This is a genomic window from Sphingomonas mali NBRC 15500 (assembly GCF_001598415.1).
GTDB classification, from domain to species: Bacteria; Pseudomonadota; Alphaproteobacteria; order Sphingomonadales; family Sphingomonadaceae; genus Sphingomonas; species Sphingomonas mali.
Window position 1 is genome coordinate 20860 of sequence record NZ_BCYX01000035.1, and the last position, 21942, is coordinate 42801.

A 21942-nucleotide genomic window follows, 5' to 3' on the forward strand; every position below is an offset into this window, starting at 1 on the left:
CTATTGCATTAGCTGTCCGATAGGTTATGAAGGCTGTGACGATGAGTCGGGGAGAGGGTGTCGCCATGCAAATCAAACAGCGTGTCGAGGTGTCGCATGAAATGCTGTCGTTCGTCGGCTCCGGAATAGTACCGATGGGCGGCTGGCCGGAGGGATCGGTCGGGATGAGTTTTCGGCTCAACGACGCCAGCCTGGGCTTTCATGCGCAGCCGACCGGGGTCGAGATGATCGACAGCGACCTCGCGTTCGTGGTCACTGCCGAGGCCTGCCGCCGCATCTTCGGCTTCGTGCCGCACGCCGATGCGCGCTGGCATATGCCGACCGACCTGCGCGCGATCGTCATCGCCCTGGTCGATTGCCGCCTGCCCGGCCCGGCGCGCGACACACTGCGGCTGGCCAAGAGCATCGAATTGCTGTGCGCGACCTTCGAAAAGCTCGCCGCCGACGATCTCGTCGCGGCCGACGCGACGGGGGAACTCAAGGAAGTGGATGCCCGCCGCATCGTGGCGGCGCGCCGGTTGATCGACGAGCGCTGGAACGAAAAGCTCACGCTCGATTCGATCGCGCGCGCCTGCGGCCTCAACCGCGCCAAGCTGACGCGCGGGTTCCGCAGCATGTTCGACATGACGGTGGCCGACGCGATCGCCGAGATGCGGCTGGGAGGCGCCAGCGAGATGCTGCGATCGACCGACTTGCCGGTCTCGTCGATCGGTTACCGCTGCGGCTATCTCAACAATGCCAGCTTCACCCGCGCTTTCTCGCGCCGCTACGGGGTTGCGCCCACGCGCTATCGTGCGCATCGTCTCGCCGCATGAGCGAGGGGGTTCGCGCCATCGAAGGCGGCTCGTTGGTCGATCGCGCGGTCCGCTGCGTGCGCGACCATATCCGCGACAACGACCTGAAGGTCGGCGACACGTTGCCCGGTGAGGGTGCGTTCGCCGAGCAATTGGGCGTCAGTCGCGCGGTGATGCGCGAGGCGTTCTCGACCCTGGCCGCGTTGCACCAGATCGATGTCGGCAACGGCCGCAAGGCGCGTGTCGCGGCGATCGACGGGTCGGTGCTGTCGACATCGCTCGACCATGCCGTCGCCACTGCGCAAGTCACCGTCAACGAGATCTGGGACGTCCGCCGCACGCTGGAATTGCGCACCGCCGAGCTCGCCGCGCGCCGGCGCAGCGACGCCGAAGCGCGAGCGATCGTCGATCATGCCGAGGCGATGGCGGCGCATGGCGACGATCTCGACGCGCTGACCCGCCACGACATCGCCTTTCACCAGGCGATCGCCAAGGCGAGCGGCAACGTGCTGTTCTACAACATCATCCGCTCGTTCGAATCGCTGATGACCGTCGCCGTGCCGACAGCCTGGCATACCCGCACCACCGCCGACCAGCGGACGATGGTCCTGGAACAGCATCGCCGGCTGGCCGAGGCAATCGCCAACCGCGACCCTGCAGCCGCAGTGACCGAAATGAATACGCATTTCGACACCTCGATCGCCGATCTGTTTGCGCGTTATTCGGCGGCGATCTAGGGCCGGTCGCTCCACGATCTGGAGTCGCGCTCGATGATCGCCAGCCTGTTTGCTATCCTGTTGCTGCAGGCGGCGCCCGCCGCAGCGCCCGTCTGCACCGCTACCGTCGCGCCGCCCGCGGGACTAGAAGCGTGGAGCGTGGCGCCGGGCATGACCGCGGACGTGATCGCGCCGGGCAAGACTATCGCGCTGACACTGCAACCGGTCGACGGCGTGACGTTCCCGCTTCCGCTCCCGCGCAAGCCCGCCCCAGGCACGTTCGGCGGCGTCTATCACGTCACCATCGCGACCGCGGGCACCTATCGCGTGGCGCTGCAGAACGCTGGGTGGATCGATCTGGTGCGCGACGGCAAGTCGTTGACTTCGGTCGGGCATATGGAAGGACCGACCTGTTCAGGCATCCGCAAGATCGTCGACTTCGCGCTTCAACCGGGTAGGTACACGCTGCAATTGTCCGGCGCGAAGACCGCGCAAATGCGGATCCTGATCGCAACGAAATAGCTCGTTGCTGGTTCGCAATTGATAAAATTTGCGACAAACCGGTGTTTGACACGCACCGTTCGGGAAACCATCAGCCGCCCATGCCTTTTCTCCCCAATCGTCGGGTGGCGCGGTCCGCCTTCGCCGCCGCATCGATCGGCCTGTTCGCGCTGAGCGCTTGCGGCGCGCGCGACAACGCCGCGAAGGGCGGCCGGCACGGTCAGCAGGGCACGCCCGAAGTCGGCTATATCGTGATCCAGCCGGCCAGCGTCCCGATGGTCACCGAGCTGGCCGCGCGGACCAATGCCTATCAGACGTCCGAGGTTCGGCCGCAGGTATCGGGCATCATCCGCAAGCGATTCTTCACCGAGGGATCGTTCGTCAAGAAGGGCCAGCCGCTCTACCAGATCGACCCCAGCCTCTATCGCGCGGCGACCAACCAGGCAGCGGCCAACCTGGCCAGCGCGCAGGCGAGCGCCGAGGCGGCCAAGATCAAGGCCGATCGCTACGCCCCTCTGGCCAAGGAGCAAGCGGTCGCGGCGCAGGATTACACCGACGCGGCCGCGGCAGCGCGCCAGGCCAGCGCCGCGGTCGCCCAGAACCGCGCCGCGCTGGACACCGCGAAGATCAACCTGCGCTTCACCACCGTGCCCGCGCCGATCAGCGGCAAGATCGGACGCTCGCTGTTCACCGAAGGCGCCTTGGTCGCCAACAACCAGACCGACCCGCTGGCGGTGATCTCGGCGCTCGACCCGATCTATGTCGACATCCAGCAAAGCTCCGCCGATCTGCTCCGCCTGCGCCGCGCGCTCGCCGGTGGCGGCGCGGTGCCGACCAAGGCCGAAGTCCATCTGAAGCTCGAGGACGGCAGCGACTATGGTTATGTCGGCAGCGTCGAATTCTCCGAAGTCACGGTCGACCCGACCACCGGCACGGTGAATTTGCGCGCGCGCTTCCCCAATCCGCAGGGATTGTTGTTGCCAGGCATGTTCGTCCGCGCCGACTTCGCCCAGGCAAGCGATCCCAATGCATTCCTGATCCCGCAGACCGCGGTGACGCGCGATCCCCAGGGCAATGCCCAGGTCTACGTGCTGAGTGCCGACAGCAAGGCAATCCCGCGCAACGTCACCACGTCGCGCACGGTCGGCACCAATTGGGTAGTGACGGGTGGGCTGAAACAAGGCGACAAGGTCATCACCGAGGGCATCGGCAAGCTGAAGCCCAACCAGCCGGTCAAGGCGGTACCCGCCGGCTCGCCGCAAAAGATCGGGGCGCCGCAAGGGGGCAAGCGCACCGGCAAGGGCGGCTGAGCCCATGTCGCGCATCTTCATCGACAGGCCGATCTTCGCCTGGGTCATCGCGATCATCATCATGCTGGTCGGCGTGGGCAGCATCTTCACGCTGCCGGTCGAGCAATTCCCCGACGTGGCGCCACCACAGGTGAATATTCGCGCGACCTATCCGGGCGCGTCGGCGGTCACGCTGGAGAACAGCGTCACCCAGGTGATCGAGCAGCAGCTGACGGGCATCGACGGCCTACTCTATTTCAGCTCGAATTCGTCATCACGCGGCCAGGTGACGATCAGCGCGACGTTCCAGAAGGGGACCAATCCCGACATCGCGCAGGTCCAGGTCCAGAACAAGGTGCAACAGGCGCTGAGCCGTTTGCCCCAACAGGTCCAGCAACAGGGCCTGACGGTGACCAAGTCTAACCCCGACTTCCTGCTGATCGCGGCGATCTACGACACGACCGACCAGAAGACGAATATCGACGTCTCCGACTATCTGGTGTCGAACCTGCAGGACTCGATCGGGCGCATTCCCGGGGTCGGCGACACCAATGTGTTCGGCGCGCAATATGGCATGCGCATCTGGCTCAACCCCGACAAGCTGCAAAGCTACAGCTTGGTCCCCGCCGACATCATCACGGCGATCACCGCGCAGAACGCCGAGGTTGCGGCGGGCGAAGTCGGCGGCGTGCCGAGCGCGTCCGACCAGATGCTGAACGCGACCGTCACCGCGCAATCGCGCTTGTCGACGCCCGCGCAGTTCGCCCAGATCGTGGTCAAAACTCAGCCCGACGGGTCGACTGTCCACTTGTCGGACGTCGCGCGGATCGAGCTGGGATCGGAGAGCTATGCGATCGTCAGCCGGGTGAATGGCCATCCCGGTGCCGGTATCGCGGTCAGTCTGGCGCCGGGCGCGGACGCGCTGACCACCGCGGAGCTGGTCAAGAAGGAAATCGAGAGCCAGGCAAAGAACTTCCCGCAAGGCTTCGCTTACGATTTCCCCAATGACTCGACGACTTTCATCAAGCTGTCGATCGACGACGTGGTGAAGACGCTGTTCGAAGCGATCGTGCTGGTCGTTATCGTGATGTTCGTGTTCCTGCAGAGCTGGCGCGCGACGTTGATCCCCACGATTGCGGTGCCGGTCGTCCTGCTCGGCACGTTTGGCGTATTCGCGGTGGCGGGGTTCTCGATCAACACGCTGACCTTGTTCGGCCTGGTCCTCGCGATCGGCCTGCTGGTCGACGACGCGATCGTCGTCGTCGAGAATGTCGAGCGCGTGATGGAGGAGAATCCGGGGATGTCCCCGCGCGACGCCACCATCCAGTCGATGAGCGAGATCCAGGTCGCGTTGGTCGCGATCGCGCTGGTTCTGTCCGCGGTGTTCCTGCCGATGGCGTTCTTCGGCGGGTCGACCGGCGTGATCTATCGCCAATTCTCGCTGACGATCGTGTCGGCGATGGTGCTGTCGGTGGTCGTCGCGCTGATCCTGACCCCGGCGCTGACCACGACCTTGCTCAAGCGCAAGGAAGAGGAGCGTCACGACGGCTGGGTCTATCGTCACACCGAGAAGGCGCGCGACTGGTTCAACACCAATTTCGAGCGGATGGTGAACTGGTACACTGATCGAGTGGCCAGGGTCGTCGACCGCAAGTGGCTGTTCCTGGCGATCTATGCCTGCGTCATCGCGATCCTGGTGATCCTGTTCGTGCGGCTGCCGACCGGTTTCCTCCCGACCGAGGACCAGGGCTTCGCGCAGATCCAGTTCAACCTGCCTGCCGGCGCGACGATCAACCGCACCCAGGCCGCGCAGAAGACGATCGAGAATTATTTCCTCAAGACCGAAGGCAAAAACACCGCTGCCATATTGAGCGTGGCGGGTACCGGCGGCGGCGGTGGCGGACAGAATGCCGGCCGCGGCTTCGTCGCGCTGAAGGACTGGAGCGAACGCAAGGGTAGCGAGAACAGTGCCGACGCGATCACCAACCGCGCGACCAAGGCGCTGGGCGGGCTGCGCGACGTCGAATTCTACGCGACGGTCCCGGCCGCGGTGCGCGGCCTGGGTCAATCGTCGGGCTTCACCGTCGAGCTGGAGAATACCGGCGGCCTGACTCGCGACCAGTTCCGGGCGGCGCGCGACCAGTTGCTGGCCGATGCCCGCGCCGATCCGACGCTCGCCGCGGTGCGCCCGAGCGATCTGCCCGACCAGCCGACCCTCAAGGTCGACACCGACGCCCAGAAACTGTCGGTGCTGGGGCTGACCCAGGCCAGCGTCAACGCGACCCTGTCGACCGCTTGGGGCGGCAGCTATGTCAACGATTTCAACGACCGCGGCCGCGTCAAGCGCGTCTATGTCCAGGGTGATGCGCCATACCGCTCGTCGCCCGAGGACATCGCCAAATGGTATGTCCGTGGGACAAATGGGCAGATGGTCCCCTTCTCCTCTTTCGCGACCATTTCCTGGTCGAATGCGCCGACTTCGCTGAGCCGCTTCAACGGCATTTCCTCGTACGAGATTTCGGGCCAGTCGGCGCCGGGCAAGAGTTCGGGCGACGCGATGAAGCGGATCGAGGAACTGGCCGCCAAGATTCCCGGCACCTCGATCGCATGGAGCGGCGCCTCGTATCAGGAGCGCTTGTCCTCGGGTCAGGCGCCGATCCTCTACGGCCTGTCGCTGTTGGTCGTGTTCCTCTGCCTGGCCGCGCTCTACGAGAGCTGGACGATCCCGATCGCAGTGCTGCTGATCATCCCGCTCGGGCTGGTCGGATCGGTGTTCGCGGTGACGCTGCGCGGGCTGCAGAACGACGTCTATCTGCAGATCGGCCTGCTGACGACGATGGGGCTCGCGGCCAAGAACGCGATCCTGATGATCGAATTCGCCGAGCAAGCGGAGAAATCAGGCAAGCGCGTGATCGAGGCAGCACTGGAAGCCGCGCGCATCCGTCTCCGCCCGATCCTGATGACCAGCTTCGCGTTCATCTTCGGCGTGCTGCCGCTGGCGATCGCGACCGGCGCCGGCGCCAATAGCCGCGTGGCGATCGGCACCGCGGTGATCGGCGGCATGCTGACCGCGACGATCCTGGCGGTATTCTACATCCCGTTGTTCTTCGTGCTGGTCCGCCGCACGACGCGCGACGCGCTGAAACACCTCCACCACGAGCATCCGGCTCCGCCCCCGGCCGAACCGGAGGCCGCGGCATGACCATGAAGCCCGATCTTATCACCGTTCGTCCTGAGCTTGTCGAAGGACATGGGCTTGGCAAGACGCTTGGAGCGTGTGCTTCGACAAGCTCAGCACGAACGGGATTGGGGCGACGCGCCCTCGGCCTGCTGATCGTGTCCAGCCTGACCGCTTGCTCGCTCGCGCCCAAATATGAGCGCCCCGCAGCGCCGGTGCCGCAGAGCTGGCCAGTCGGCGACGCGTATCTGCGCAACAGCGAAGCGGCGCTGCCGACGGTGCGTTATCAGGACATCTTTCGCGACCCGCGGCTGCAGACGCTGATCACGCAGGCATTGGCAAATAACCGTGACCTGCGCGTCGCCGCTGCCAATATCGCCGCGGCGCGCGGCCAGTTCCGCATCCAGCGCGCCGAATTGTTTCCTGAAGTCGACGCCAGTGCCGGCGCCACCTTCCGCGGCGGCCAGGGAGCGACCGGCGCCAAGTCGAGCTTCGATGCCAATGTCGGCATCAACGCTTTCGAAGTCGACCTGTTCGGGCGCATCCGGTCCGAATCCGACCGCGCGCTCAACAGCTATTTCGCGACCGAGGCGGCGGCGCGCGCGACGCGGCTGACACTGATCGGCGATATTGCCGATGCATGGCTGACCTATGCGTCAGACAAGAGCCTGCTCAAGATCGCGCAGGACACGGCCGCCAGCGCACAGATCAGCGTCGAGCTGACGCAGAAGCGTCTCAATGGCGGGATCGCGCCGCGCACCGATTTGCGCCAGGCGCAATTGACGCTCGACACTGCCAGGGCCGACGTCGCCCAGCAGACGACCTCGCTGGCGCAGGATGTCAACGCTCTGCAATTGCTGATCGGCGCCCCCGTCGACACGGCCAATCTGCCCAATTCGATCGACGAGGCCGGCGCGACCCTGGCCGAGCTCCCCGCCGGGCTCGATTCCTCGATCCTGTTGCGGCGCCCCGACGTCGTCGACGCCGAATATCAGTTGCGCGCGGCCAATGCCGAGATCGGCGCGGCGCGCGCGGCGCTGTTCCCCAAGATCAGCCTGACCGGGCTGGTCGGCTTCGTCAGCAACGCGCTGGGCTCGCTGTTCACAGGTGGCGCGTTCAACTGGCAGGCGGGTGGTGCTGCTGCCTATCCGATCTTCCGCGCCGGCGCCGGCAAGGCCAATGTCGACGTCACCAAGGCGCAGCGCGATGCCGCGCTGGCGACGTACGAAAAGACCATCCAGACCGCGTTCCGCGAAGTCGCCGACGCACTGGCACGACGCGGCACGATGACCGCCCAGCTCACCGCCACACGCGACCTGCGCGATGCCGCGGCCGACAATTACAAGCTGTCCGAGATGCGATACCGCGGCGGGATCGATTCCTATCTCGACAGCCTCATCGCGCAGCGCTCTTATTATTCGGCCCAGCAGACGCTGATCAACACCCAGCTGATCCGGGCGAGTAACCTGGTCACGCTCTATCGCGCGCTCGGCGGGGATTCGCTGGTCGAGGCGACCAAGGATGGACCAAAGGCACCGGCGGGTTAGGCTCATCACGATGCCGTGACTTGTCGCGCCGGCCGTCGGAGCGCTCGTGTCCGCCTCCGGTATATACCCTAGGGCGCGTACCCAAATTTCGCCGCCCGGCCGTCGATCCTATGCCCAGCCCTTCTCGATCCCTGATCTGGAGGGGGGCTAATCATGATGAATTCGAAACGGCTATGGCTATGGCTGGGGGCGATCTTCGTCGCTTCCTTCGCGGTGCTCGGCTTTCTTGGCCGGGAAATCTACGTGCAGGCGCCGCCGGTGCCCAACCGGGTCGCGGTCGCGAACGGAGCCACCGTCTACACCCGCGACGACATCCAGTCGGGCCGCGAGGTGTGGCAGAGCCTGGGCGGCATGGAGCTCGGCTCGGTCTGGGGGCATGGCAGCTATGTCGCGCCCGACTGGAGCGCCGACTGGCTGCACCGCGAGGCGACCACGTTGCTCGATATCTGGGCGAAGCGCGACGCGGGCAAGGCGTTCGCCGACCTGACGGGCGAGCAGCAGGCTGCGCTCGAGGCGCGGCTCAAGAGCGAGCTTCGCACCAACCGCTACGATCCCGCGACCGACACGATTACCGTGTCCGCCGAGCGGGCCCAGGCGATCGGTCTGGTCGCCGATCATTATGTCCGGCTGTTCAGCAACGACCCGGCGCTCCGTCCGCTGCGGACGCAATATGCGATACCGGAACGGTCGCTGAGCAGCGACAGCGACCGCGCCAAATTGGGCGCGTTCTTCTTCTGGACGTCATGGGCCAGCGTGACCAACCGGCCGGGAGCGGCGATCAGCTATACCAACAATTGGCCGCACGATCCGCTGGTGGGCAATTTGCCCTCCGCGTCGCTCGGCATGTGGTCGATCGCGAGCGTACTGTTCCTGATCGCCGGTATTGGCTGGCTGACCTGGCACCAAGCCCGGCGCGGGGAGGAAGATCATGTGGCGACCCCGGCCAGCGATCCGCTGCTGTCGATGACGCCGACGCCGTCGATGAAGGCGACCACCAAATATTTCGTCACCGTGGTTGGGCTGTTCCTGGCCCAGGTCCTGCTGGGAGCGATCACCGCGCATTACGCGGTCGAGGGTCAGGATTTCTATGGCATCCCGATCTCCGACATCATTCCCTATTCGTTGACCCGGACCTGGCACACCCAACTTGGCATCTTCTGGATCGCCACTGCCTGGCTGGCGACGGGCCTGTATGTCGCACCGATGCTGTCGGGACACGAGCCCAAGTTCCAGCGCCTTGGTGTCAACGTGCTTTGGGTTGCGTTGCTGGTCGTGGTGATCGGATCGTTCGTCGGCGAGTGGCTGGGCGTTCAGCAGAAGCTGGGGCATGGCGCGGGTAATTTCTGGTTCGGGCACATGGGGCTCGAGTTCGTCGATCTCGGCCGCTTCTGGGCGATCCTGTTGTTCGCCGGCCTGATGATCTGGCTGACCCTTGTCGGCCGCGCCTTGTGGCCGGCGCTCAAGACCCCGTCGGAAAGCCGTGGCCTTATCGGCATGGTGTTCGTGTCGACGATCTGCATCGGCCTGTTCTTTGGCGCCGCGCTGACCTGGGGTCGCCACAGCTCGCTCTCGATGATCGAATATTTCCGCTGGTGGGTCGTCCATCTGTGGGTCGAAGGCTTTTTCGAGGTGTTCGCCACGGCGGTGATCGCGCTGATCTTTGCCGGGCTAGGGCTGGTGCGGGCACGCGCGGCCAATGCCGCCGTGGTATTCTCGACCACGGTGTTCCTGACCGGCGGCATCCTCGGCACGCTGCACCACCTCTATTTCTCGGGCACGACCACGCCGGTCATCGCCTGGGGTGCCATGTTCTCGGCGCTGGAAGTGGTCCCGCTGGCATTGCTGGGGGTGGAGGCGTTCCACAATTATCGCATGACCCGGGCCGCGCCCTGGGTGCAGACCTATAAATGGCCGATCCTGTTCTTCGTCGCGGTGTCGTTCTGGAACCTCGTCGGTGCGGGCATCCTGGGCTTTGCGATCAACCCGCCGATCTCGCTCTATTACGTCCAGGGCCTCAACCTCACCGCCAGCCACGGCCATGCCGCGCTGTTCGGCGTGTACGGGATGCTCGGCATCGGGCTGATGCTGTTCTGCCTGCGCACCGCCTATCGCGAAGCGGTCTGGTCGGACGCGATCCTGAAGCCGACCTTCTGGACGCTCAACATCGGGCTTGGCGCGATGGTGTTCCTCAGCCTGGTCCCGGCGGGCCTGTACCAGGCCTATCAGAGCGTCACCCACGGCTTCTGGTATGCGCGCTCGCCGGCGGTCGTCCACAGCAAGGTGATGGAGACCCTGGTCTGGATGCGGGTCCCCGGAGACATCGTGTTCGGGTGCGGCGCGATCCTGCTCGCATTGTTCCTCGCCCGGTTGCTGCTCCTTCGCAGCCGGACCGCGGTGCGGACCTACCCGACACCGGAACTGGTGCCCGCCGAATAGCCGGCACTGCCGCGGGGGATCGGGACGCATCGTCGGCCCGGTCCCCCGCTCCCTTTTCGACACGAGACTTTCGCCATGCGCCCCGAAAACGACCGCCATGATCGGCTGATGCGGCTGCCGCCGGTGCTCAGGGGCGGCTTTCGGCCGTTCTTCTTCCTTGGTGCGCTGTGGGCGATGATCGTCGTCGCGCTTTGGATGCTCGCCTTGGCCGGCACCATCACCCTGCCGACCTATCTCGATCCGCTCGCCTGGCATCGTCACGAGATGCTGTTCGGTTATCTGGGCGCCGTCATCGCCGGATTCCTGATGACCGCCATTCCCAATTGGACGGGCCGCTTGCCGATCGCAGGCGCGCGGTTGGCCGGACTCGCCGGTTTGTGGATCGCGGCGCGGCTCGCAATATTGTTCTCCGCCGTCATCGGTGCGCTACCGGCGATCGCGCTGGACGTCGGGTTTCTCGCCACACTCGCCTTCGTTGCCGCACGCGAAGTGCTCGCCGCCAAGAACCGCAATCTGCCGGTCGTGGTCGCGATCGGGCTGTTGTGTGCCGCCGACGCGCTCGACCATGCCGAAGCGCTCGGGGCCGCCGTACCGGCCGGCTTGGGCTGGCGGCTGGGCTTCGCCGTGATCTTGATGCTGGTGGCGCTAATCGGCGGACGCATCATACCGTCGTTCACGCGCAACTGGCTGAGCAAGCGCGGCGATGTGAAGGGCCTTCCCAGCCAGCCCGATCGCTTCGACATCGCCACGCTCGCGACGACCGCGGTGGCCCTGCTCGCCTGGACTGCGCTGCCCGATACCGCGGTAAGCGGCGGCCTGCTGATCGCCGCCGGCCTGCTGCAGATGGTCCGCCTGGCGCGCTGGTCGGGCTGGCGGACGTGGCGCGAACCTTTGGTGCTGATCCTGCACATCGCCTATGTCTGGCTGGCGCTCGGGCTGTTGCTGCTCGGTGCAAGCCGCTTCGTCTGGTGCATACCGCAATCCTCGGCGATGCACGCGCTCGCGGCTGGCGCCATGGCGTCGATGACGCTGGCGGTGATGACCCGCGCGACCTTGGGGCATACCGGCCGCGAGCTGCGGGCGGACGGGGCGACCCAAGCGATCTATCTGCTGGTTACGCTCGGCGCGGTCGTGCGGTTCGCGGCGCCGATGCTGCCGTTCGACTATATCGCCACGGTCGGGCTGGCCGGCCTGCTCTGGGGCGGCGCGTTTCTGCTCTATCTGCTGAGCTACGGGCCAAAGCTGCTCGGACCTCGGCCCGACGGGCGGCCCTGATCCGCGTCGGCATGGGGCGAGTTAAGCCAGCCGCGCGATCATCACCATCCGCACCAGTTCGGACAGCGTGCGCGCGCCCATTTTGGTCATGGCGTTCGCGCGATAGACCTCGACAGTCCGCGCGCTGATATCGAGGTCATAGGCGATCACCTTGTTGGCCTTCCCCTCGATCAATCCCTCCATCACCTCGCGCTCGCGCCCCGACAGCGTTGCGAGGCGCTGCTGGAACAGGTCGCGCTCGCGCTCCAATTCCCCCTTGCTCTGCTGCTCGGCGAGCGCCGCGCGCACCGCGATCAGGATCGCCTCATCGCTGAACGGCTTTTCGATGAAGTCCGACACGCCGGCGTGCATCGCCTGAATCGCCATCGGCACGTCGGCGTGACCGGTAATGACGATTACCGGATCGGCGACGCCCATCGCCTTCAGCTTGGCGACGAGTTCCAGGCCGTTCATTTCCGGCATGCGCACATCGGTGATGATGCAGCCATGCTCCATCGTCGGCACCGCTTTCAGGAACTGCACGGCCGAATCGTAAGTGCGGGTCGCGATTTCCGAGCATTCGAGCAGAAAGGCGAGCGACGAACGGACGCCTTCGTCGTCGTCGATCACGTGCACAACCGAGTCACCCGACATTGGCCAATTCCTCTTTTCCCACACTCGGGATGGTGAAGCGGAACACTGCGCCGCCGCCGTCGTTCGGTCCCGCCCAGATGCGGCCGCCATGCGCCTCCACGATCGTGCGACATATGGAAAGCCCCACGCCCATGCCAGTGCGCTTGGTGGTGACGAACGGCTGGAACAGCTGATCGGCGACGTCGGCACGGATCCCCGGCCCGGTATCGGAAACCGTTATCAGCGCCATCTCGTCCCCGTCGGGCGTCACGCGCACGACGAGGTCGCGGCGGTCGCTTTCGCTCATCGCGTCGATCGCGTTGCGGATCAGGTTAAGGATGACCTGCTGAATCTGCACCTTGTCGACCAGCACCAGGTCGACCGCCGGGCTGAGATCGAAGCGGACGCGAATACTGTGTTCCTTGGCGCCGACCAGCGCGAGCGCGCTGGACTCCTCGATCAGCTTGGGCAGGCTTTCGAGCCTGCGCTCGGTTTCCCCGCGCGAGACGAAATCGCGCAGGCGGCGGATGATCTCGCCGGCGCGCAGCGCTTCGCTGGCAGCGTGGTCGAGCGCCTCGACGATGCGTTCCTGGGGCACTTCGCCGCGCTTCAGCAGCGTCTTGCTGCCCATCAGATAATTGCCGATCGCGCTCAGCGGCTGGTTGAGCTCGTGCGCCAGCGCCGATGCCATTTCGCCGAGAGCGGTCAGGCGCGACACGTGGACCAGCTCCGTCTGGAGTTCCTGCAGGCGGGTTTCGGTCTGCTGGCGCTCGGTCAGGTCGCGGACGAAGCCGGTGAAAAAACGCCCCTCGGGAAGGCGCAATTCGCCGACCGAGAGTTCCATCGGGAAGGTCGATCCGTCCTTGCGCTCACCGACAACGATACGGCCAAGCCCGATGATCCGCCGCTCGCCGGTGCGGTAATAGCGCTCGAGATAGCCGTCATGGGCTTCGCGATAGGGGGACGGCATCAGCATGCTGACGTTGCATCCGGCAACCTCTTCTGCCGTCCAGCCGAACTGGCGTTCGGCCGTGTCGCTGAAATCGCGGATCAACCCGGCCTCGTCGATCACGATCATCGCATCGGGCACCGTTTGCAGGATCGAGGTGAGGTGCCCCTCGCGCTGGGCAAGCTCGCGCAGCGTCGCCGCTTCGCCCGCACGCGCGCGTTCCAGCCAGGCGCCCCCCGCAGCGATGACCGCGCCGACGACCAGGAACACTCCAGCCGCGACCCAATCGCCAACCAGCAGCTGCCCGGTGATCGCATCGCCCGCCACGCCGGCCGCCGCCCCCGCGATCGTCGCAACGATCGCGGCCCTGGCCCCGCCAATCGCGGCGACCACGACGCCCGGGACGAAGAAGATGAAGGTCGCACGTTTTTCGAGTAGCGGATCGAGCCCCAGCCGTGCCGCGAATCCCAAGGCGACCACGCCGAGCGCGACCAAAGTCGTCATCGCGGCACTCGCTCGCTCCGCCAACCGCACCGGAGCCCGAGGCTTGAGCGCTGGCCGAAAAACCTCGCCGGCGCCTCCGGTGCGTCCCCTAGGATGAAGACCCAAATTCCCGCTCCCGCCGCCCCGACCTAGATCACGCCAAGGACCCAAAGGGGTCAAACGCCCCATCCGAAAGGAGATTACCCATGGCCGCCCCCTTCGTCGATCTTTCCGTCCATCACGCCCCCAGAGGCGCATCGGATCGCATCGCCCTCGGCTTTACCAAGACCCTCCGCTGGGTCGCCGACACATTCTTCGCCGAGCGCTACGGTCATCGCGCGGTGGTGCTGGAGACAGTTGCCGCAGTGCCGGGAATGGTCGGCGCGACGATCAACCACCTGCGATGCCTGCGCAGGATGTGCGACGATCGCGGCTGGATCAAGACGCTGATGGATGAAGCCGAGAACGAGCGGATGCACCTCATGACCTTCGTCGAGATATGCCAGCCGACCTGGTATGAGCGCGCGGTCATCATCGGCGTGCAATGGCTGTTCTATCTCGCCTTTTTCGCGCTCTATCTGGTCAGTTCCAGGACCGCTCACCGCGTTGTCGGCTATTTCGAAGAAGAAGCGGTGATCAGCTATACCCATTACCTTGCCGAGATCGACGAGGGCCGCTCCGAAAACGGTCCCGCACCGCAAATCGCGAAACGCTATTGGGGCCTCGCCGACGATGCCACGTTGCGCGACGTCGTTCTCGTGGTCCGCGCCGACGAAGCGCATCATCGTGACGTCAATCACGGCTATGCCAATGAGCTTGCCGGTGCGCCGATCGGTGCGATCGCGCCGTGCCCGCCTCACCAGGCGATCGAACCGTCCTGGAAGCAGGCCGCGTGAGGTGATCGGCGGCGGTCATATTCCGCCGCCGCTCGCGAGATCCGGCATGCCGCGCCCCGCCATCCTGCTGGTAGATGACGACCCGTCTGTCCGCTCGGCGATTGCCTTCGCGCTGGGAGTCGAGGGGTTCGACGTCGGCGCCTATGCCAGCGCGGAGGCACTATTGTCCGCTGCCCCAGCGGCCGGCCACGCCGGAATGGTGCTCGACTACCGCCTGCCGGGTATGGATGGGCTGCAACTGCTGGGGCTGTTGCGTGAACGCGGCGACCAGTCGCTGGCGATCCTCATCACCAGCAATCCGTCGCGACGATTTCGCGCTCTAGTAACGGAGGCGGGGGCGCAGTTGATCGAGAAGCCCCTGCTCTGCGACGCGCTGGTCGAAGCCTTGGACGCGGTTGCACCGAACCGCGACCGACTCTGACGCAAAGCGCAGGGTCGCGCATCGAGTTGCGGCGCGCATCTTTGATCGGACGCAAGGCGCCGCCGCGTCCCGAGTGCATGGTCTCGCTCGAAGGAGCCCGCATTTGCGCAATCACGTGATCATCATCGGCGGGGGGCCGGCCGGCCTGGCGCTGGCCGGGCGCCTCGCCGATACCGCAGCGCGGGTCACTATCGTCGAACGCCAGCCGATCGATGCGCTGGCCGACCCGGCTCCGGATGGGCGCGATATCGCGCTGACGCATCGGTCGGTGGCCATCCTGAAGGCGCTGGGCGCCTGGGACCTCATTCCGCGAGGCGAGATTCATCCGTTACGCGCGGCGCGCGTGCTCAACGGGCGATCGCTGCTGGCGCTGACCTTCGCGCCCGACGCGGCGGATAGCGATCGGCTGGGCCATCTGGTCGCCAACCACCTCATCCGTCGCGCATTGTTCGACGCGCTTGCCGATCATCCCCGGCTCGCCTGGCAGTGCGGCGCGACTGTCGTCGAGCTGGGCGCGCGGCGCGAGGGCACGCGCGTCGTGCTCGACGACGGCACGCAGATCGGCGGCGACCTGATCGTCGGGGCTGACTCGCGTTTCTCATTCGTGCGCGATCAGCTCGGCATCGCCGCCGACTGCACCCGCTTAGGCAAGTCGATGCTGGTCTGCCGGGTCGCACACGACATGGATCACGGCGGCGTCGCCACCGAATGGTTCGATCATGGCCAGACCGTCGCCTTGCTCCCGCTGGGCGAAGGCCAATCCTCGGCCGTCCTCACGCTGGCCGACGGCGCGGCCAAGCAGGTCGCGGCGCTATCTCCCGATCGCCTCGGTGAGGAATTGACGCGGCGGTTTCACCGACGCTTCGGCACGATGCGTGTCATAGCGCGCCCTCATGTCTATCCCCTCACCACCACCTGGTCGCGGCATTTCGCGGCGACCCGCGCCGCGCTGATCGGCGATGCCGCGGTCGGGATGCATCCGGTGACCGCGCACGGCTTCAACCTGGGGCTGTCGGGGGTCGAGCGGCTGGGCGGGTTGCTCGCGGCGGCGATCGCGCGCGGCGGGGATGTCGGGCACCCGCTCCTGCTGCGCCGGTTCGAGGCCGGCCACCGCGCCGCGACGCTGCCGCTCTATCGCACGACCAACATGATCGTGCGACTGTTCACCGACGAGCGTCCGCTGGCGCGCGCGACGCGCGATGTCGCGATGGGGCTAGGTGCCCGCCTGCCGCCGGTGCGGCGCGCGGTGAGCGCGATGCTGACCCAGCATGCGCCGCGGGGCGGGCGGCTGCGTTTGCCGCCGCTCCCCCGCCTGCGCTGATCAGAGCGCACGGACCGTTCAGGCCTTCGCACCTTGCCCTTCTCGCGCGGCGATGATCTGCGCCCAGGGATTGGGGACCGGATCGCTGACGCGGACCAGGGTGTTCTGGTCGCGATGCGCGAACGGCTTGTCCTGGCCGTGGACGGCCAAGGTCGTGTCGGTGACGTAGCTCCACGACCCGTCGGCGTTGAACGTGATCGTGATGCGATAATGGTCGGTGCGGAACGCATATTCGAGGAAAGCGGTCGAGCAGATGCCATATTCGGTCTGGCCACGCTCGGCATCGACGGTGATCGTATCGGCATCGGCGGTGGCGTGGCCGGCCGCCAGCGCGACCTGGCCGCGCGGGATTGCCAGCGTCTGCATCACCAACCCGGTCGCGGGCTCCCATAGCCAATAGCCAACCTGGTCGTGGAACGTGATGTCCTCTTCGACCGTGGTGATGTGGATGTGGTAGCGCAGGCCGTAGAAGAGCTGCGGGCCATTGGCTTGCGGGTCGATCGGCTGGAAGTCGATCCGTTCGATGAACTCGCGCCGTTCCGGCCCGTCGGCCTTGGGGTTGAGATCGACACCCTTGCGCGCTTCCCAGCCGCCCGCCAGCCGCCGCAATGGCCCCAAATTGGCGAGCGTGTCGGGGTCGACATCGGTCGGCTCGGTGAAGACGTCCGCGGGGAAGGGGGTCATCGGGGTCCTTTCGGGTCAGGCGGGTTCGGGGTCGGCGGCGGCATGGCCGACGCTCTGGATCAGATTGTCGCGCAGCCGCGTAACATCGCGCTGCAGCCGACGGAAGTCGTCGGGCGTCAGGCCCGAGGCCTGGACCAGGGTGCGTTGCGCGCCCATCTCGCGCAATGCCCGCCCCGCGGGGGTCAGGGTGACGATGACCTGCCGCTCGTCGGCCGGGTCGCGCCGCCGCACGACATAGCCCAGCACCTCGAGCTTCTTGAGGATCGGCGTCAGCGTGTTCGATTCGAGGAACAACCGCTCGCCCAGCGCGCCGACCGTCAATCCATCCTCTTCCCACAAGGCGACGATCGCAATCCATTGGGTGTATGTCACGCCCAGCGCATCGAGGATCGGCTTATAGGCGCGTCCGTAAGCGAGATTGGCCGAATAAACCGCAAAACAGAGGAAATCCGCCAGTTTCGGCATGGCGGGCGCCGGCGCATCGTTCGTCACATTCATCCTTCCAGGACCGACGGATTACCGATTCAATATAGATCGCATCCGATTAGATCGGAAGAGTTGACAAACTTCCTCGAGTCGCCTTAATAGATCGTACACGATGCAATCGTATCCGATATATAGAGGAGAAGCCGATGTCCGTCTCGCTTACCGATCGCCGCTCCCTGCTGGGTTTTGCCGCCGTCGCGGGCGTTGCCAGCCAGATTGCGCTGCCGCGGTTGGCACACGCCGCCGCCGCACGGCCAGCCGCACCCTGGTCCAGCCTTCAGCGGATCGACGCGGGCGATCTCAGCATCCAATATGTCGATATCGGCCCCAGCAACGGCAAGCCGGCAATCCTGCTCCACGGCTGGCCCTACGACATCCACGCCTTTGCCGACGTCGCCCCGCTCCTGGCGCGTGCGGGGTATCGCGTCATCGTCCCGTTCCTGCGCGGTTATGGCGGTACCCTGTTCCGCTCGGCCGATACGTCGCGCAACGGCCAGCAGGCGGCGCTGGCAGTCGACGTCATCGCGCTGATGGACGCGCTCAAGATCCCGCGCGCGGTGATCGCCGGGTTTGACTGGGGAGCGCGGACCGCCAATATCGTCGCGGCTCTATGGCCCGACCGCTGCCAGGCGATGGTGTCGGTGAGTGGCTATCTGATCGGCAGCCAGAAGGCGAACGAGGCGCCCTTGTCCCCCGCCGCCGAACTCGCCTGGTGGTACCAATTCTATTTTGCCACCGAGCGCGGCCGGTTGGGCTACGAGCGCAACCGTCACGATTTCGCGAAGCTGATCTGGCGCACCGCCTCGCCCAAATGGAATTTCGGCGACACGACCTTCGACCGCTCGGCCAAATCGTTCGACAATCCCGACCATGTCGCGATCGTCATCCACAATTACCGCTGGCGGCTGGGCCTTGCCCAAGGCGAGACGAGGTTCGACGATCTCGAGCGCCGCCTCGCCCAGGGACCGACGATCGCGGTGCCAACGATCACCATGGAAGGTGACGCCAACGGCGCGCCGCATCCAGACCCGTCGGCCTATGCAGCGAAATTCACCGGTCGTTACGCCCACCGTCTGGTGTCGGGCGGTGTCGGACACAATATCCCGCAAGAAGCGCCCAAGGACTTCAGCGACGCCATCCTGCAGGCTGCAGCTCTGTCCGCCTGACCCGTCCCCCCCTGCCCCGAAAGGTGACGCAATGACACGAACTTGGTTAGTGACCGGCAGTTCCCGAGGCTTCGGCCGCGCCTTGTGCGAAGCGATCCTGGACGCGGGCGACAGCCTGCTGGCAACCGCGCGCGATCCCGCCCAGCTCATCGGCTTGGGTGACGGCCGTCCCGGCCGGCTGGTGACCGCTCCGCTCGATGTTACCGACGAGGCCCAGGCGCAGGATGCTGTCGCGACGGCGATCGCCGAGTTCGGCGCGCTCGACGTGTTGGTCAACAATGCCGGTTACGGCGATATCGGCTCGGTCGAGGACACGCCGCTCGATTCCTACCGCCGCCAGATCGAGACCAACCTATTCGGCACGATCATCATGACCAAGGCGGCGATCCCGACCATGCGCGAGCGGCGCCGGGGCCATATCGTCCAATTCTCCTCGGTCGGCGGGCGACGCGGCGCGCCGGGGCGATCGGCCTATTCGGCGGCGAAATGGGGAGTAGAGGGATTCTCAGAAGTTCTGGCCGGCGAGATGGCGCTGATCGGAGTGCGGGTGACGATCGTCGAGCCCGGTGGCTTTCGCACCGATTTCGCCGGGTCCTCCACGGCGATCGAGCCCGGCCGGCCAGAATATGATGCTATAGTCGGCGCCGCGGCTCGGATGCAGCACGCCTATAACGGTAATCAGCCCGGCGATCCCCGACGCGGTGCAAAGGCGGTGCTCGATATCGTGAACGCCGAGAACCCTCCGTTGCGGCTGCCGCTCGGCAAGGACGCGGTCGGCGCGATCGAGGCAAGCGACCGGGCGCGCCTGGAGGAACTCGACCGATGGCGAGCGCTCAGTTGCTCGACCGATTTCGCATCGTAGCGGGACGTCGGTCAGGCCGTAGTCAATGCTCGAACCGCACCAGACATAGGCCGGGAAAGCCGCCCTGCCCTTGATGCCATTGGCCGGTCCAAGTGCCGTTGACCGCTCGCGCGGCTTCGGGGCAGCGCTGATTGGCCTCGCCCTGGCCGCCGATCGCGCCGCCCTCCACCCCGCGCAGCACACCGGCCTTGTCGCCACCCGCGGCGGCGACGCCGTAACGGACGGGACTGTTGTTCCAGAAGCCGTCCGACGATGCGAGCGGCGGCGACGTCCGCGCGGGCGGCTTTGCCGCGGCGGCGCCGATACCCGCCGCCGATCCGGTCACGTCATAGAGATCGGCATAGGGTCCGCCATTTTCGGTGTAGCGGATTTTCTTGCGATAGAGGTCGATCTGGACGCGAACATTGCGCGCGGGATCGAACAGGAAGACCGACCATTCGTCGCGCGCGTCCTCGACAAAGGCATTGGTCTGCTTGCCCGCTTGGTCGAATTCGGCCCAGGCGTGCGGGCCGGTCTGGCGATAGGTGCCTTGGGGATAGGTGACGCTGCGAACGTTGGCGCCGGTGGCCGGCACCTCGGCCGCCACTGCCGGTATGCTTGCTACGACGGCAATTGCGGCAACAGCTAGCCTGAACATCGTCCGCCTCCTCTATGGCCGGAGGGACCATAAGGGAGGCGGCGCGAGGGGGCTAGACCATGAAGCCGATCGTGCGACCGGCCAACGGGCTCAGGCGGCGAGCTTCGCCGCGACTTCGGCGACGCGGCGGCCCTGGTAACGGGCACCGTCGAGATCGACCTGGCTCGGCTGACGGCTGCCGTCGCCATCCGCGATCGTGCTGGCGCCGTAAGGCGAATTGCCGTGCACTTCCTTGACGCCCATCTGGCCGGCATATCCGTAATCGAGCCCGACGATCGTCAACCCGAAATGCAGCAGGTTGGTGATGATCGAGAAGAGGGTCACTTCCTGGCCGCCATGCTGGGTCGCGGTCGAGGTGAACGCCGCGCCGACCTTGCCGTTCAAGGCGCCACGCATCCACAAGCCACCGGCCTGGTCGAGGAACGACGCCATCTGGCTCGACATGCGGCCGAAGCGGGTCGGCGAGCCGACGATGATCGCGTCATAATCGGCCAGCATGTCGATGCTCTCGATCACCGGATGCGAGATGTCGGCCTTGAACCCGGCGGCCTTAGCGACTTCGGCGGGCGCGGTTTCGGGAACGCGGCGGATATCAACCTCGGCACCGGCACCACGCGCGCCCTCGGCGATGGCATCGGCCATCTGTTCCATATGGCCGTAGGACGAATAATAGAGAACGAGGACTTTGGTCATCAGGGGACTCCTTCAGTTGCTTGATGGGGAGCCCCCTCCCCGGGGGTCAGGGAGGGGGCTGGGCCGGCGCGTTGGGAGGAACGCCGCGCCGGCTCGGGGGGACTAATCCGCGTCGACAAGGACCAGTTCGGCGTCGTCGAGCGCCTTGATCTCGACGGTCTGGCCGCCGGAAATCGCGATGCCGTCGCGCGCCTCGTAGCGTTCGCCGTCGATCTCGACCGCGCCGGTGGCGGGGACGAGATAGGCGTGACGGCCCTCGCCCACCGTGTGGCTGATGCTCTCGCCCGCCTTGACGGTGGCGCCCATCACCCGGGCGTCGGCACGGATCGGCAACGCGCCGTCATCCTCGGCGAACCCGCTGGCGAGCGTCACGAACTTGCCCGAGCGATCGTCCTTGGGAAACGGCTTGGCGCCCCAGGACGGCGAGCCGCCGAGCCGTTTGGGCTCGATCCAGATCTGGAACAGCGTGGTCGATTCGGGTTCGAGATTGTACTCGGCATGCCGAACGCCGGTCCCTGCGCTCATCACCTGGACGTCGCCCGCCGCAGTGCGGCCGACATTGCCCATCGAGTCCTGGTGCGTGATCGCGCCCTTGCGGACATAGGTGATGATTTCCATGTCGCGGTGCGGATGCGGCGGGAAGCCCGAATTCGGACCGATCTCATCGTCGTTCCACACCCGGATGCTGCCCCAGCTCATGCGCTTGGGGTCGTAATAATCGGCAAAACTGAAATGATGCCGGGCCTTGAGCCAGCCATGATCGGCATGGCCCAGGCTGTCGAAGGCACGGCGCTCTATACGCGTGGCAATATTGGTGTCGGTCATGAGAACCTCCATTCGTTGCCGCCAAGATAGGCATGATCGACATCGCGTAAATGGAAACGATTGAAACCGATCGTTTCCTGAATTAAGTCCTCCCCATTCATGGGGAGGGGGACCAAGGCGCGTCAGCGGCTTGGTGGAGGGGGTGGGCGGCAAGCGGGTCCGTCGGGGCCC

20 protein-coding genes are annotated in these 21942 nt (G+C 65.9%); 13 read left to right on the top strand and 7 right to left on the bottom strand.

Annotated elements, in window-relative coordinates; genetic code table 11:
- Window positions 1–65 precede the first annotated feature (65 nt).
- The 8 genes from SMA01S_RS18945 to SMA01S_RS18980 all read left to right on the top strand — a co-directional run bounded on the left by SMA01S_RS18945 (window position 66) and on the right by SMA01S_RS18980 (window position 11736).
- The gene (locus SMA01S_RS18945; RefSeq protein WP_245649338.1) at window positions 66–815 is read left to right on the top strand and encodes a helix-turn-helix domain-containing protein; all 750 of its coding nucleotides are present in this window, start codon (window positions 66–68) and stop codon (window positions 813–815) included.
- Window positions 812–1531, top strand: a complete 720-nt coding sequence (locus SMA01S_RS18950; protein WP_066826147.1) for a FadR/GntR family transcriptional regulator — start codon at window positions 812–814, stop codon at window positions 1529–1531. Before SMA01S_RS18945 ends, SMA01S_RS18950 begins: the two co-directional genes overlap by 4 nt.
- A gap of 33 nt (window positions 1532–1564) precedes the next feature.
- On the top strand, window positions 1565–2032 hold the full coding sequence (locus SMA01S_RS18955) for a hypothetical protein (protein WP_066826150.1): 468 nt from the start codon (window positions 1565–1567) through the stop codon (window positions 2030–2032).
- Between the two features lie 80 nt (window positions 2033–2112).
- Window positions 2113–3321 carry an efflux RND transporter periplasmic adaptor subunit gene (locus tag SMA01S_RS18960; RefSeq protein WP_084250435.1) on the top strand — a complete coding sequence of 403 codons (1209 nt, stop codon included), beginning with the start codon at window positions 2113–2115 and terminating at the stop codon, window positions 3319–3321.
- Between the two features lie 4 nt (window positions 3322–3325).
- On the top strand, window positions 3326–6502 hold the full coding sequence (locus tag SMA01S_RS18965) for an efflux RND transporter permease subunit (RefSeq protein ID WP_066826153.1): 3177 nt from the start codon (window positions 3326–3328) through the stop codon (window positions 6500–6502).
- Between the two features lie 104 nt (window positions 6503–6606).
- Entirely contained in the window at window positions 6607–8025 is a 1419-nt protein-coding gene (locus SMA01S_RS18970; protein ID WP_066826156.1) for an efflux transporter outer membrane subunit, read from the top strand.
- A 153-nt stretch (window positions 8026–8178) separates the two neighbouring features.
- Window positions 8179–10461, top strand: coding sequence for a nitric-oxide reductase large subunit (locus SMA01S_RS18975; protein ID WP_066826158.1), 2283 nt, complete (start codon window positions 8179–8181; stop codon window positions 10459–10461).
- A 75-nt stretch (window positions 10462–10536) separates the two neighbouring features.
- Entirely contained in the window at window positions 10537–11736 is a 1200-nt protein-coding gene (locus tag SMA01S_RS18980; protein WP_218016930.1) for an NnrS family protein, read from the top strand.
- 21 nt (window positions 11737–11757) lie between these two features.
- Here SMA01S_RS18980 and fixJ read toward each other — a convergent pair whose 3' ends face one another.
- Window positions 11758–12369 carry a response regulator FixJ gene (gene fixJ / locus SMA01S_RS18985; RefSeq protein WP_066826161.1) on the bottom strand — a complete coding sequence of 204 codons (612 nt, stop codon included), beginning with the start codon at window positions 12367–12369 and terminating at the stop codon, window positions 11758–11760.
- Window positions 12359–13801 (bottom strand): sensor histidine kinase, encoded by a 1443-nt coding sequence (locus SMA01S_RS18990; protein ID WP_066826164.1) that lies wholly within the window; start codon window positions 13799–13801, stop codon window positions 12359–12361. Before SMA01S_RS18990 ends, fixJ begins: the two co-directional genes overlap by 11 nt.
- 185 nt (window positions 13802–13986) lie before the next feature.
- Here SMA01S_RS18990 and SMA01S_RS18995 point away from each other — a divergent pair, with 185 nt between their 5' ends.
- From SMA01S_RS18995 to ubiM, 3 genes are all read left to right on the top strand, one after another.
- Window positions 13987–14676 carry an alternative oxidase gene (locus tag SMA01S_RS18995; protein ID WP_066826168.1) on the top strand — a complete coding sequence of 230 codons (690 nt, stop codon included), beginning with the start codon at window positions 13987–13989 and terminating at the stop codon, window positions 14674–14676.
- 1 nt (window position 14677) lies between these two features.
- Window positions 14678–15097 carry a response regulator gene (locus SMA01S_RS19000; protein ID WP_066826174.1) on the top strand — a complete coding sequence of 140 codons (420 nt, stop codon included), beginning with the start codon at window positions 14678–14680 and terminating at the stop codon, window positions 15095–15097.
- A gap of 103 nt (window positions 15098–15200) precedes the next feature.
- On the top strand, window positions 15201–16418 hold the full coding sequence (gene ubiM / locus SMA01S_RS19005) for a 5-demethoxyubiquinol-8 5-hydroxylase UbiM (RefSeq protein WP_066826176.1): 1218 nt from the start codon (window positions 15201–15203) through the stop codon (window positions 16416–16418).
- Window positions 16419–16436: 18 nt separating this feature from the next.
- Here the strand turns inward: ubiM and SMA01S_RS19010 are convergent, their stop codons facing one another.
- Both SMA01S_RS19010 and SMA01S_RS19015 read right to left on the bottom strand, forming a co-directional pair.
- Entirely contained in the window at window positions 16437–17102 is a 666-nt protein-coding gene (locus SMA01S_RS19010) for an FABP family protein (RefSeq protein ID WP_066826178.1), read from the bottom strand.
- A gap of 15 nt (window positions 17103–17117) precedes the next feature.
- Window positions 17118–17600: a MarR family winged helix-turn-helix transcriptional regulator gene (locus SMA01S_RS19015; protein ID WP_066826180.1), complete on the bottom strand. Its 483-nt coding sequence runs from the start codon at window positions 17598–17600 to the stop codon at window positions 17118–17120.
- 134 nt (window positions 17601–17734) lie between these two features.
- Here SMA01S_RS19015 and SMA01S_RS19020 point away from each other — a divergent pair, with 134 nt between their 5' ends.
- Both SMA01S_RS19020 and SMA01S_RS19025 read left to right on the top strand, forming a co-directional pair.
- Window positions 17735–18754 carry an alpha/beta fold hydrolase gene (locus SMA01S_RS19020; RefSeq protein WP_066826183.1) on the top strand — a complete coding sequence of 340 codons (1020 nt, stop codon included), beginning with the start codon at window positions 17735–17737 and terminating at the stop codon, window positions 18752–18754.
- Window positions 18755–18785: 31 nt separating this feature from the next.
- The gene (locus SMA01S_RS19025) at window positions 18786–19616 is read left to right on the top strand and encodes an oxidoreductase (RefSeq protein WP_066826186.1); all 831 of its coding nucleotides are present in this window, start codon (window positions 18786–18788) and stop codon (window positions 19614–19616) included.
- 22 nt (window positions 19617–19638) lie between these two features.
- On the opposite strand, the gene SMA01S_RS19030 is transcribed toward SMA01S_RS19025, so the two are convergent.
- From SMA01S_RS19030 to SMA01S_RS19040, 3 genes are all read right to left on the bottom strand, one after another.
- Window positions 19639–20253, bottom strand: coding sequence for a hypothetical protein (locus tag SMA01S_RS19030; protein ID WP_157094039.1), 615 nt, complete (start codon window positions 20251–20253; stop codon window positions 19639–19641).
- Between the two features lie 90 nt (window positions 20254–20343).
- A complete protein-coding gene (gene wrbA, locus SMA01S_RS19035) occupies window positions 20344–20946 on the bottom strand; it encodes an NAD(P)H:quinone oxidoreductase (protein ID WP_066826197.1) in 603 nt (200 codons plus the stop codon).
- A gap of 102 nt (window positions 20947–21048) precedes the next feature.
- Window positions 21049–21771, bottom strand: coding sequence for a pirin family protein (locus SMA01S_RS19040; protein WP_066826212.1), 723 nt, complete (start codon window positions 21769–21771; stop codon window positions 21049–21051).
- Window positions 21772–21942: the final 171 nt, after the last annotated feature.

What these genes read in the sequence shown, in the direction of transcription:
- SMA01S_RS18945 (WP_245649338.1), top strand. Translation starts at nt 66, where the DNA reads ATGCAAATCAAACAGCGTGTCGAGGTGTCGCATGAAATGCTGTCGTTC.
- SMA01S_RS18995 (WP_066826168.1), top strand. Translation starts at nt 13,987, where the DNA reads ATGGCCGCCCCCTTCGTCGATCTTTCCGTCCATCACGCCCCCAGAGGC.
- SMA01S_RS19020 (WP_066826183.1), top strand. Translation starts at nt 17,735, where the DNA reads ATGTCCGTCTCGCTTACCGATCGCCGCTCCCTGCTGGGTTTTGCCGCC.
- SMA01S_RS19030 (WP_157094039.1), bottom strand. Translation starts at nt 20,253, where the DNA reads ATGTTCAGGCTAGCTGTTGCCGCAATTGCCGTCGTAGCAAGCATACCG.
- SMA01S_RS19025 (WP_066826186.1), top strand. Translation starts at nt 18,786, where the DNA reads ATGACACGAACTTGGTTAGTGACCGGCAGTTCCCGAGGCTTCGGCCGC.
- SMA01S_RS19040 (WP_066826212.1), bottom strand. Translation starts at nt 21,771, where the DNA reads ATGACCGACACCAATATTGCCACGCGTATAGAGCGCCGTGCCTTCGAC.
- fixJ (WP_066826161.1), bottom strand. Translation starts at nt 12,369, where the DNA reads ATGTCGGGTGACTCGGTTGTGCACGTGATCGACGACGACGAAGGCGTC.
- SMA01S_RS18960 (WP_084250435.1), top strand. Translation starts at nt 2,113, where the DNA reads ATGCCTTTTCTCCCCAATCGTCGGGTGGCGCGGTCCGCCTTCGCCGCC.
- wrbA (WP_066826197.1), bottom strand. Translation starts at nt 20,946, where the DNA reads ATGACCAAAGTCCTCGTTCTCTATTATTCGTCCTACGGCCATATGGAA.
- SMA01S_RS18950 (WP_066826147.1), top strand. Translation starts at nt 812, where the DNA reads ATGAGCGAGGGGGTTCGCGCCATCGAAGGCGGCTCGTTGGTCGATCGC.
- SMA01S_RS19015 (WP_066826180.1), bottom strand. Translation starts at nt 17,600, where the DNA reads ATGAATGTGACGAACGATGCGCCGGCGCCCGCCATGCCGAAACTGGCG.
- SMA01S_RS18975 (WP_066826158.1), top strand. Translation starts at nt 8,179, where the DNA reads ATGATGAATTCGAAACGGCTATGGCTATGGCTGGGGGCGATCTTCGTC.
- SMA01S_RS18980 (WP_218016930.1), top strand. Translation starts at nt 10,537, where the DNA reads ATGCGCCCCGAAAACGACCGCCATGATCGGCTGATGCGGCTGCCGCCG.
- SMA01S_RS18965 (WP_066826153.1), top strand. Translation starts at nt 3,326, where the DNA reads ATGTCGCGCATCTTCATCGACAGGCCGATCTTCGCCTGGGTCATCGCG.
- SMA01S_RS18990 (WP_066826164.1), bottom strand. Translation starts at nt 13,801, where the DNA reads ATGACGACTTTGGTCGCGCTCGGCGTGGTCGCCTTGGGATTCGCGGCA.
- SMA01S_RS18955 (WP_066826150.1), top strand. Translation starts at nt 1,565, where the DNA reads ATGATCGCCAGCCTGTTTGCTATCCTGTTGCTGCAGGCGGCGCCCGCC.
- SMA01S_RS19010 (WP_066826178.1), bottom strand. Translation starts at nt 17,102, where the DNA reads ATGACCCCCTTCCCCGCGGACGTCTTCACCGAGCCGACCGATGTCGAC.